The 12478-nt window shown below is 31.2% G+C and carries 8 protein-coding genes and 1 riboswitch; of the genes, 4 read left to right on the top strand and 4 right to left on the bottom strand.

Translation table 11 applies throughout. The features are described from left to right. Window positions 1-12: 12 nt before the first annotated feature. The 4 genes from purF to ACMHJW_RS09180 all read right to left on the bottom strand — a co-directional run bounded on the left by purF (window position 13) and on the right by ACMHJW_RS09180 (window position 6859). Window positions 13-1518, bottom strand: a complete 1506-nt coding sequence (gene purF, locus ACMHJW_RS09165; protein ID WP_413533107.1) for an amidophosphoribosyltransferase — start codon at window positions 1516-1518, stop codon at window positions 13-15. A gap of 19 nt (window positions 1519-1537) precedes the next feature. Then, window positions 1538-2260 carry a phosphoribosylaminoimidazolesuccinocarboxamide synthase gene (purC, locus tag ACMHJW_RS09170; RefSeq protein WP_413533108.1) on the bottom strand — a complete coding sequence of 241 codons (723 nt, stop codon included), beginning with the start codon at window positions 2258-2260 and terminating at the stop codon, window positions 1538-1540. Between the two features lie 248 nt (window positions 2261-2508). Next, window positions 2509-6216: a phosphoribosylformylglycinamidine synthase gene (locus tag ACMHJW_RS09175; protein ID WP_413533109.1), complete on the bottom strand. Its 3708-nt coding sequence runs from the start codon at window positions 6214-6216 to the stop codon at window positions 2509-2511. Between the two features lie 103 nt (window positions 6217-6319). Next, a riboswitch (purine riboswitch) is annotated at window positions 6320-6418 on the bottom strand. 195 nt (window positions 6419-6613) lie between these two features. After that, on the bottom strand, window positions 6614-6859 hold the full coding sequence (locus tag ACMHJW_RS09180) for a hypothetical protein (protein ID WP_413533110.1): 246 nt from the start codon (window positions 6857-6859) through the stop codon (window positions 6614-6616). Between the two features lie 192 nt (window positions 6860-7051). Here ACMHJW_RS09180 and ACMHJW_RS09185 point away from each other — a divergent pair, with 192 nt between their 5' ends. From ACMHJW_RS09185 to ACMHJW_RS09200, 4 genes are read left to right on the top strand one after another with little or no spacing between them, the layout of a single operon-like run. Beyond that, window positions 7052-9016, top strand: coding sequence for an LTA synthase family protein (locus tag ACMHJW_RS09185; RefSeq protein ID WP_413533111.1), 1965 nt, complete (start codon window positions 7052-7054; stop codon window positions 9014-9016). Beyond that, entirely contained in the window at window positions 9006-9893 is an 888-nt protein-coding gene (locus ACMHJW_RS09190; protein WP_413533112.1) for a diacylglycerol/lipid kinase family protein, read from the top strand. The genes ACMHJW_RS09185 and ACMHJW_RS09190 overlap by 11 nt, the downstream gene beginning before the upstream one ends. A gap of 3 nt (window positions 9894-9896) precedes the next feature. After that, window positions 9897-10580, top strand: a complete 684-nt coding sequence (locus tag ACMHJW_RS09195; protein ID WP_413533113.1) for a response regulator transcription factor — start codon at window positions 9897-9899, stop codon at window positions 10578-10580. Then, the gene (locus ACMHJW_RS09200; RefSeq protein WP_413533114.1) at window positions 10573-11961 is read left to right on the top strand and encodes a histidine kinase dimerization/phospho-acceptor domain-containing protein; all 1389 of its coding nucleotides are present in this window, start codon (window positions 10573-10575) and stop codon (window positions 11959-11961) included. The genes ACMHJW_RS09195 and ACMHJW_RS09200 overlap by 8 nt, the downstream gene beginning before the upstream one ends. The last annotated feature ends 517 nt before the right edge of the window (window positions 11962-12478 follow it).

A 12478-nucleotide genomic window follows, 5' to 3' on the forward strand; every position in this document is an offset into this window, starting at 1 on the left:
ATAATTAGTAATTTAATCTATATGCAAAGATTTTACTTCTTTACATTCTTCATTAGAATAATTTACGGGATATTTTTCTGTGAAACATCCAAAACAATGTTGTTTACTTCCTAATAAATCAACTAGATTATCAACTGTTAAGAAATCTAATGAATCTACATTCAAATATTCTTCAACTTCCTTGATTGACTTGTTTCCTGAAATTAAATCTGCTTTAGAAGGCATATCAATCCCTAAATAACAAGGTGCAATAATTGGAGGCGAAGCAGAACGAAAATGAATTTCTTTTGCTCCCGCTTCTTTTAAGATTTTGATTAATAATTTTGATGTTGTTCCACGTACAATTGAATCATCTAAAACAACCAAACGTTTTCCTTTGATTTTGTTTTTAATTGGATTCAATTTTAGATTTACGACACGCTCACGCATTTCTTGCGAAGGCACGATAAACGAACGTGACATATAACGATTTTTAATCAAAATTGGTTCATAAGGAATTCCTGAAGCTTCTGAATAACCAATTGCAGATGGAATTCCAGAATCTGGAACACCAATTACAACATCTGCATCTACAGGAGATTGTTCGTATAATTTACGACCAGATTCTACGCGTAGATCATAGATTTCATTTCCTTCAATATTTGAATCAGGACGAGCAAAATAAATGTACTCGAATGCACAAATATTTCGATGAGTTGGTTGATTTAATGAATATGATTTCAATCCTTCTTCATTTACAACAATCAATTCTCCTGGTTCTACATCTCGGATAAATTCTGCTCCAACAGCATCTAATGCACATGTTTCTGAACAGAAAACATAGGCATCATCTAGTTTACCTAAACACAAAGGACGAATTCCGTTTGGATCTCGAAAAGCTGCCATTTGGTTATTTGCTAATAGCAAAACTGAATAAGCACCTTTCACTTTTTCAGTTCCTTTCTGAATAGCTTCTACAATATCTAAATGCGAATATTTTTGAATTGAACGCAATAAAACCTCTGTATCCGAAGTCGCTAAAAATGGTAAACCTTCAGCTTCTAATTCTGCTCTCAATGCTTCAACTTCGATTAAATTTCCGTTGTGTGCAATAGAGAAATGAGGTTTTCCATAAATATTGTATGTGTAAAGTGGTTGAATGTTACGACGACTTCCACCTCCAGCAGTTGTGTAGCGTGTATGTCCTATCGCAGCATTTCCTTGGTATTCTTCAATTTCGGTTTCCATTGTTTTGAAAACGTCTAATACCAAACCAGTTTTTTTCACCGTTTTGATGTTTCCATCTTTCAAGAAAGAAACACCACAAGCTTCCTGTCCACGGTGCTGAAGCGCAAATAAACCAAACTGTGCAATAGAATATGTATTGATATTATTTGGAGAATATACACCAAAAACACCACATTCTTCATTTACACTATCTAGCGTATCGGCTGCATATTTTTTCAATAAATTTCTTTGGTAGAAATTCGATAAATATTCAGCTTTTAATTGGCTTTTATGTAATTTTTTATCAATCATTATAGAATGAAAAAAATGTTTATTTTAAAACTTCTGTCAAACGATTATATACTTCGTGATAAGCTTCTGAAACATCACCTAAATCACGACGAAAACGATCTTTATCTAATTTTTTACCTGTTTCTACATCCCACAGACGACATGTATCTGGAGAGATTTCGTCAGCTAAAATTATATTTCCATCAACATCTTTACCAAATTCGATTTTGAAATCGGCTAAAATTAATCCAGCTTTTAAGAATAATTCTTTCAATGCTTCATTAATTACTTCGGTTTGAGTATACATTTCATCTAACTCATCATACGTTGCAGCTCCTAATAATACTGCGTGATGATCGTTGATTAATGGATCTCCTAATTCATCTTTTTTGTAACAGATATCGAAAATTGTAACAGGAGATTGTGCTCCTTCTTCTAATCCTAAACGTTGAGCCATTGACCCAGCAACATAATTGCGTACAACCATTTCAATTGGAATAATAGAAACTTTTTTCACCAATTGTTCACGATCATTCAACTTCTCGATAAAGTGAGTTTTAACTCCTTTCTCGATTAAATAGTTGAAAATTAAAGTCGAAATTTTATTATTCATTTCTCCTTTGTCCTCAACAGTTCCTCGCTTTTGTGCATTGAATGCAGTTGCGTCATCTTTGTAATAAACAATTACTTTGTCTGCTTCCTCTGTTGAGTAAACTTGTTTTGCTTTTCCTTCGTAAATGAAGTCTTTTTTTGTTAAGCTCATCGTTGTTTGTTGTTAAAACGTTGTTTGTTTTTTTGTTTTGTTTGAAATGAAAAAGTCCACTTCGTGTTTGTTGTTTGTTTTGAAAATTAACTTGTTCAAGGTTAATCTTCGGTATTAATTTCGATTGGTTCAGGATCGAAATTGGTATTTGTTTGTTGTTTGTTTTTTTTCTTAGTATTTAGATGTTAGATTTTAGTATTTAGATTTTTTTTCTAACTAATCTCTAACTTCTAATTTCGGAAAACTTATTATCCTCTAAAATACTCAACCGCATTTTTGAAAATATTCATATATCCATTTCCTGGTATATTTTTGAATAATCCTTCTTCGTAACGTTCTGGATGTCCCATTCTTCCATATACTTTTCCACAAGGCGATACAATTCCTTCCACCGCAAAAGTAGATCCATTTGGATTATATGGCATTTGTCCTGCCAATTCACCTTCTAAATTTACAAACTGCGTTGCAATTTGTCCTTTATCAATTAGTTTTTCTAATTCGACCTCATTTGCTACAAATCGACCTTCTCCATGCGAGAATGGAATCCAAAATTCTTGTCCTTCCATTCCTTTTAACCAAGGTGAATGTGATTTATTTACTCTTACTTTGGCTAATTGCGTAATGTGGCGACCAATTTCGTTGAATGTTAATGTTGGTGTATCTTCTTCTAAATCTTGAATACGACCATAAGGCAATAATCCAGATTTAATTAAAGCTTGGAAACCGTTACAGATTCCTAAAACCAATCCATCGCGTTCTAATAAATTGTGAATGGCAGTTTTAATTTTCTCATTACGTAAAACTGTTGCGATAAATTTACCTGATCCATCTGGCTCATCAGCTGCTGAGAAACCTCCTGGAATAAAGAAAATATTTGCTTGATTGATTTCATTTACAAAAGCATCTACCGATTCTTCAACATCTTGTTGCGTTAAATTACGGAAAGGTAAAGTAGAAACAATTGCTCCTTCTCTGCGGAATGCTTTGGCTGAATCGTATTCTGAATTTGTTCCTGGGAAAATTGGAATAAAAACTTTCGGATTTTCGACTTTATGTCCTGCAAAGGCAAAACAAATTTGATCAGCTTTTAAATCTTTTTGTTCTATTACTGTTTCAGAATTTGATTTGTATGGAAACAATGAATTGAATGTTTCTTTCCATTGTTGTTTCAATTCTTTCAAATTGATTTCTTCTCCATTAAAATTGAATGAAGTAGAATTATTTGTTTGACCTAGAACATGGTAATTTTGAGCAATTTCAGCAGGAATGTTTAAATCCTCTGAATGTTCAATAATAATTGAAGCTGGATAATATTTTGCTAAATCTAAATCTGTTTTGATTTCAAATCCGATTTCATTACCAAAAGCCATATTTGCTAACGTTTCTGCAATTCCACCAAACTTAACTGTCATCATTGATTTTACATCAGAATTAATTGTTCCAATAAAATCAAAAATAGATTTTGCATTTGCTTCGTCGATTAAATACTCTTCTGTTAATGTTGGAATAAAAACTGAAAGTTTCGAGTTCTTGTCAACTAAAGTTCCTTGTACAATTTTTTCTGCCTTAGAAGGCGCAACTGCAAAAGAAATCAATGTTGGTGGCACATCAATATCTTGATAAGAACCAGACATCGAATCTTTTCCTCCAATAGCAGGAATTCCGAATTGTTTTTGAGCTTCGATTGTTCCTAATAAAGCTGCAAATGGTTTCCCCCAACGTTTAGCTTCATCACGTAATTTTTCAAAATATTCTTGAAAAGTTAAACGAATATCTGCATAATTTCCTCCTGCTGCGACAATTTTTGTCATCGAATCGATTACTGCAAAGTAAGCTCCGTGATAATTTGACCAGCGAGAAATTGTAGGATTATAACCAAATGAAGCGATTGAAACTGCATTTGTAAATCCATCTGTTGGGAATTTTTGTACTGAAACATCTTCTGGAGAATCCATTGTTTTTCCTCCAAAAGCATTTAAAATAGTAGAACGTCCAACGTTGTTGTCAAACATTTCTACCATACCTTTCTGTGATGCATGATTTAACTCTTGCATCATTGATATAAACGATTCTTTATTGAATGTTTTATTCTCAAAAGGATTTTTATATTCTTCATCCGTAACCTCAACTTTTGCTTGTTTACGAACTCCATTTGTATCTAAAAATTTACGGTCCAATTCAACAATCTTTGTTCCTTTCCAAACCAAAGTCATTGTATCATCTCCCGTTACTTCGGCAACACAAGTTGCCTCAAGGTTTTCTTCTTTTGCTAATGCAATAAAAGTTTCCACATCTTTTGCTTCTACGGCAACAGCCATACGTTCCTGAGATTCAGAAATCGCTAATTCTGTTCCGTTTAATCCAGCATATTTTAATGGAACTAAATCTAAATCGACATTAATTCCTCGTGCAATTTCACCAATTGCCACAGAAACTCCTCCTGCACCAAAATCGTTACATTTTTTGATTAATGCTAAGACTTCTGGATTTCGGAATAAACGTTGAATTTTACGTTCTACAATTGCATTTCCTTTTTGTACTTCTGCTGATAAATCGTCTAATTTTAACCCATCATGTGTTTTAGAAGAACCTGAAGCTCCTCCTACTCCATCACGACCTGTTGCTCCACCTAATAAAATAATTCTATCACCGGCAACTGGTTCTTCACGACGAACATATTCTTTTTTTACAGCTCCAGCCACAAAACCAACTTCCATACGTTTTGCTTTGTATCCTTCGTCGTAAATTTCTTTTACAAAAGTTGTAGCTAAACCAATTTGGTTTCCGTACGAACTGTATCCATTTGCTGCTTCTTTTGATATTTTACGTTGTGGTAATTTACCTGGTAAAGTATCCTCAATTTTTTCTAAAGGATTTGCAGCTCCTGTAATACGCATTGCTTGGAAAACGTAAGAACGTCCACTTAAAGGATCGCGAATTGCTCCTCCAACACATGTCGAAGCTCCTCCAAATGGCTCAACTTCTGTTGGGTGATTATGTGTTTCGTTTTTGAATTGTAGTAACCATTCTTCTTCATTGCCGTCTACATCGATTGGAACGACAATAGAACATGCATTGATTTCTTCTGAAACATCAATATTTTTAACAACTCCTGTACGCGAAAGATATTTCCCCATAACAGTTGCTAAATCCATCAAACGAATTGGTTTCTTCGTTCCTAATTCTTGACGAATTTGTTGGTAATAATCGAATGTTTTTTGAAGCGTTTCGTTGAATTTAGAATTAAATTCAATGTCTGTAATTTCAGTCTCAAAAGTTGTATGACGACAATGATCTGACCAATATGTGTCTAAAACTTTTAATTCTGTTTCAGTTGGATTTCGGTTGATAGATTTGAAATAATCTTGAATAAAAACTAAATCATCTAACTCTAACGACAATCCGTATTGTTTGTAAATTTCTTGTAATTGATTATCATCAGCAGAAATAAAACCTTCGATAACTGGAACTTCTGTCGCTTCTGGATTCGCTGGAATTTCCATTTTCGAAAGATCTTTTTCTCGAGATTCAATTGGATTGATTAAATAATCTTTTACTTTATTTAAATCTTCCGCAGACAAATCATCATTGAAAACATAAAGTAAACCTGATTTTACCGTAACATTTTCAACATTCATCAAAACTAAACATTGTTCTGAAGAATCATCGCGCTGATTATATTGTCCTGGTAAAAATTCTGTTGCAAAGTAGTTTTTAGAATAAGGAATGCTTTCGTTAATTGCATCTTCTACATGTTTGAAAACAATATCCGTCACAGGATCGACAAACACCTTATTTTGAACCTCTTGTAGCTGGCTTTCTTCTATATTAAATAGATCATAAATAACAAAAACCTTGCACACAATTTGAGGTACAAGGTTTCTGAGTTCTATTGTAGTCTTCTGACTGATAACGTCAAAATTCGATTTCTTCTGAATGAAAAGTCTTTGGTTCATTGTATTGTTTGCTGTACTATTTGGTTTAATGTGTTTAGACCATTTGTATTATCTACATCAACAAACAAATTATTTTCTAATTCTGGTGGTTCACTACCTATTTTTAGAAAAAAAATTCATTTGTAGTGGCAATTGTTTATGGTCTGCCGTAGAGACGCTCAACCTTATTATGAGCTATACAAATGTTGTAAACTTTAAAAACTAAATCACCTTTAAAAGTGAATTGCAAAATTAAACATTTTATTAGTAAAATCAAATCTAAATCAACAATATTTTATTTAATTTTTATATTAAATATTTTCCTTAAATCTTAGTCGTGATTATCAATCAAATGTAACATTTTGCTACAAAAAAATCCTCATCATTTCTGATAAGGATTTTCTTTTTTTTTATAAAATTATCTTGTGATTGTCAAATCATATTCGTTATCTGATTCATCGAACTTATATGATAATTTCATATTAAAATCTTGCATAATTTTTTTACAAAACGTATCTATATTTAATGAATCTGGAAAAGTAGCTTTGTTAACTGTCATAAACAAAGTTGTCCAATTCGTATTGTCTTTAAAAATTACAGAGAAACGTTTCTCCCAATAGATTAAAAACTTTTCTTCTTTTTCATTTATTAATATCTCTTCCATTCTACCTACTTTATAAACCAGTTACAAATTTACAACTATTTCTAATGAAAACCATTTTTTTACTAATTATTAACGTTTGAAAATTCTATTTCTCAAGCGTTTATTTGAAACTTAAGATTTGCTTAAGATTCGCTTCAACAGCTGGATAATCTTTTAAATATCAAGACATTTGTGCCATAATTCAAAAACAAAATGTTTAAAAATATATCAAAAAATCGTTATAGTATTTTACTATTTTTCAGTTCGTTATTTATACTAATTTCGTTTGTTCTACGCCTAATTTTTGCGATTTGGGTAAAAAGCGATTTCGATTGGAATATCAGCTCTTTATTGCATACTATTTTTTATGGATTAGTGTACGACATTAGTGTTGTAAGCTGTTTTACGCTATTCTTGTCCTTTTATTTTATGGTTTTACCAAACAAATTCGTCAATTCATTATTTGATCGAATTTTTCTGTATTTCGTTTATGCATTGTATTTGGTTATCATTTATTTCACATTTTTTGCAGAAATTACTTTTTGGGACGAATTCAAAAGTCGATTCAATTTTATTGCAGTCGATTATTTAATTTATACATACGAAGTTGTAAAAAATATACAAGAATCCTATCCTTTACCAATTTTGATTGGTGGAATTGTTTTGATTACTGGCTTAACTATTTTTGCAACAAAAAAAGGAAAGTTTTTTTATAATACATTTCATAATAAACCAAAAGCAAGTCAAAAAGTTGGTGTTTTTCTTTTTAATTTAATCATTGTACTTATTTCGTTGTTCTTTTTGAATAATGATAGTAGTTCAACTTCAGAGAATCGCTACAACAATGAAATCTCAAAAGCTGGAATTTTCTCTTTCTTTTCTGCTTTCCGAAATAATCATTTGAAATATGATGAACATTATAAATCTATTCCGATTGAAGATGCTTTTACAATCATAAAATCTGAATTGAAAGATTCGAAAACAATTTTTGATCAACAATTTAAAAATCCAATACGAAGAACAATCTTAGCGAATAATCCTTCGCAAGCTGAAGAAAAACCAAATGTTATTTTTGTCTTAATGGAAAGTATGAGCGCTTCTTTTTTACAAGAACAGTTCAACGGAAAATCTATCACTCCAAATCTTAATGATATTGCAAAAAATAGTATCTATTTTTCTAATATGTATGCCAATGGAACGCGTACCGTTCGTGGAATGGAAGCTGTTACGTTATCTATTCCTCCAACTCCTGGAAATAGTATTGTGAAACGTGTTGATAATCAAAACTTGTATACAATTTCGAATGTTTTCAAAGCGAAAGGTTATCATAATATGTTCTTTTATGGTGGAGATGGATATTTTGATAATATGAATGCATTTTATGGCGGAAATGGCTTTGATATTTATGATCGTGGACGAGGAAGTGTGTTAAGTGATAAAATCAATACAAATCGTTTTAACATCAATGATGATGAAGTAACTTTTGAAAATGCTTGGGGAATTGCTGATGATGATATTTACAGAAAAGTAATAAAAGTTGCTGACGAAAAATACAAAACAAAACAACCATTTTTCGCATTCGTTATGTCAACTTCAAATCATAAACCTTATACATACGAAGATGGAAAAATTGATATTCCTTCTGGAACAGGTCGTCCTGGCGCTGTAAAATATTCTGATTATGCCATTGGAGATTTAATTAAACAAGCCAAAACAAAACCATGGTTCAATAATACTGTTTTTGTATTTATTGCCGATCATTGTGCAAGTAGCGCTGGTAAAGATGCAATTGATATAAAAAATCATCACATTCCTGCTTTCATCTATAATTTGAAATCGCATGCAAATGAAAATGTAACCAAAGAAGTATCTCAAATTGATATTTTCCCAACTTTATTTTCATTGTTCAATTGGAAATATACTTCTCAATTTTATGGAAAAGACATTTTTGATCCTCAATACAAATCACGTTCTTTCGTTGGAACCTACATTAAATTAGGAATGAAAAAAGGTGATGATGTTTCTATTTTATCTGACCAAAAGAAAATTAATCAATACAAATGGATTAATAAAAATCTAATCGATACGAAAATCGATCCTGTTTTTGAACGTTCGATTATTTCAAATTATCAAACAGCCGATTATTTATTTAGCAATCATTTATTAAATGAAAAATAAAATTATTTTTATCATCAATCCTATTGCAGGAAAAGGACAAGGACAACTAATTGAAAATGATATTCAACAATATTTCAAGAATAAAAATGTTGATTTCGAAACTTATTTGACTAAAAATAGCGGACATGCAACCGAAATAACAAATCAAGTTCTTGCCAAGAATCCTGATATAGTAGTTGCTTGTGGCGGCGATGGAACTATTAATGAAGTTGCACAAGCTTTGATTGGAAGTTCTGTTGCTTTGGGAATTATTCCGATTGGTTCTGGCAATGGATTGGCTGCTAATTTGCATATTCCAAAATCGACTATAAAAGCTTTTGATACGATTCTTGATGCAAAAATCAATAAAATTGACGCGGGAAAAATCAACGAAAATTACTTTTTCAGTAATATGGGATTGGGAATTGATGCAGATGTGATTAACAATTATGCGCAAAACAAAACGCGAAACTTTTTGGGTTATGTAACAGCGAGTACAAAAGCAATTTTTAACTTTCAACCGAAAAAATTCAAGATTGAATTGGATGATCAAGATACATTAGATGATGATTTTTATTTTGTATTCTGCTCCAATTCTAACGAAGCTGGTTATGGCATTTCATTTTCTCCTAATGCAAAGTTAAATGATGGAAAATTAGACTTTCTTGCCGTAAAAAAGCTTAATTTTATACAGCAAATTCAATTTTCGGCTAATGTTTTAGGAAAACGAATTGAGAAAATGAAACAAGCAAAAGTTTTGCAAGTAAATTCAGTAAAATTCAACTCAAAAGAACCTAAAACAGTTGCGCAAGTTGATGGAGAAGCTGTTATTTTTAACCAAAATTCTATCGAAGTTTCGATTGTTCCGAACGCTTTGAATGTTATTGTTCCGAATTAGAAAATGAACATACCAAAAGTTTTAATTGTTGAAGACGAATTGGGAATTGCCAATTTTATTTTTCAAGGTTTAGAAGAAGAAAACTTATCGCCAACGCATTGTTTAAGTGGCGAAGATGCGTTATTGAAAATAAACAAAGAGAAATTTGATGTTATTTTGTTGGATTGGACAATGTTAAACATTTCAGGATTAGAAGTTTGTAAAACAATTCGAACGACTGAAAATCCAAATGAAAATACACCAATTATTTTTATCACTGCAAAAGATACAGTTCAAGATACAATTGAAGGATTGAACGCTGGAGCAAACGATTACATTAAGAAACCTTTCGATTTCAATGAATTAGTTGCACGAATTAACGTTTATCTTCGTCAGAATGAATCGAATAACATTTTGAATTTCGGAAATATTTCATTAAATACAGAAACTCATCAAGCTTTTTTAGACAACAATTTGGTTGAATTAACATTGAAAGAATTTCAACTTTTGGTTTATCTTTTCAAGAATAAAAACCGAATTTGTACGCGAAAAGAAATTATTGAAAACGTTTGGGATATTCATTTTGATTACGATACAAGCGTTATAGATGTTTTTATTAATGCGATTCGTAAAAAATTAAATCTAAAAAAAGACGATCCACGTCTCCATACAATTCGTGGCGTTGGTTATATTTCGAAAGATGTTTAAAAAATTATCCGTTAAAAATAGAATTGCGCTTTTCTATAGCCTTGCTTTTTCGGTTGTTCTACTGGTTATCTTTTATTTGATTTATTTTTCTGTTAACCGTGGTATCAACAAAACAATGTACGAAACATTGGAGGAAGAAATTAATAGCCATATTGAATACGTTTTACATGAACCTACTTTAGAAAACTATGTTCAACCGCGCGAATGGGAAGAAGTAGAACATACAGATATTGCTTTAAATCCTGTTTTTATATCGATATATGACAAAGATTTTAATCTAATTGAGAGTTCTCCGAACTTGGTTCAAAATAAATTGGATTGGAATAAAGAAGAAGCCGAAAAGAAACCTTTTTATGCTGAATACAACTCGATTCAATTACTAATTTCTCAAGCTAAATTAATTCATCACGGTGAAATTGTTGGATATATAGTTGTTGGAATTTCGACCAAACACAACCAATTAGCATTGGATTATTTGAAAACAGCTTTGCTTCTTATCTTTCCTATTTCGGTTTTATTGACTTTTATTTTCGCTCGTTTTATTGCCTCAAAATCTATCAAACCATTATTCAACGTTATACATACTGCGCAATCTATTACAGAAAATAATCTATCAGAACGTATTGCATTACCCAAAAATAAAGATGAATTATTTCAACTCTCAACAACAATTAATTCACTTTTAGATCGACTAGAATTTCAAATTGTAAAAGCAAAACAATTCTCTGCCGATGCTTCGCACGAACTTCGAACTCCTTTGGCGATTATAAAAGGAACTTTGGAAATTTTGATTCGACGCGAACGCTCGCCTGAACAATACAATAAAAAAATAGATTATACGCTGAAACAAGTCAAACGTTTGGATCGTTTGGTGGAACAATTTTTATTGCTTTCGCGAGTAGAAAATAATAGTTTGGAACTAAAAACTTCTTTATTTGAAGTGAAATCAGAAGTTTTAAAATCAATTGAACGTTTTGATGTTTTATTGCAAGAAAAAGAAATTTCAATTTCTACAGATCAACTTCAAATCTATGAAATAGAGAATTATCAAGCTTTTTTTGAAATCATAATTGATAATATTTTATCAAATGCCATCAAATATTCGAATCTACAAGGCGAAATAAATATCTGCTCTAAAATCGAAAATAATTCTTACAACCTTATTTTTGAAGATAATGGAATTGGAATGAATGACGAAGATTTGAAATTTGTACAAGAACGATTTTTCCGAATTAAAAATGATTCAACATTCAATATTTCAGGATCTGGATTAGGATTAAATATTGCTTCGCAATTGGCAAAATTGTCAGCGATTGAAATGCGAATCGAGAGCAAACATAATGTTGGAACAAAAATTATTTTGAGTTTGAATAATAAGTAAAATCAGAATTGAGTTAACTTTCTATTCATTGTAGTCAAACTATTTATTTACATTCTGATTATATATATGCTTTTCTAATTTTTAAAGTCCACTTTTTAATGAAAATTACATCAAATAATTCAAGATAAAAAAAATCGATTTTCATAATTCATTTCAAATACATTACATACACTCTACAGCCATTATCCTGCCTTTATCCTGCCTTTATGTAGGGAGTAAGCGGTAAGCGGTAAGCGGTAAGCGGTAAGCGGTAAGCGGTAAGCGGTAAGCGGTAAGCGGTAAGCGGTAAGCGGTAAGCGGTAAGCGGTAAGCGGTAAGCGGTAAGCGGTAAGCGGTAAGCGGTAAGCAAAATTAAAATTTTGAATTAGAAGTTGTTTCTTATTTTCATTTTTTATAAATAATTTTGTTATTTTGAATTAAAATATTGAAATTTAAATGCTTAAAACAAGAAATCTCTTACTTTCATTTTTTTACTCATCTAAAAAAACGAAACAAAAAAAGATGCCGACAGTAGACT

Origin of the sequence: Empedobacter brevis, from assembly GCF_965118635.1 — a bacterium.
Lineage (GTDB): Bacteria > Bacteroidota > Bacteroidia > Flavobacteriales > Weeksellaceae > Empedobacter > Empedobacter brevis_A.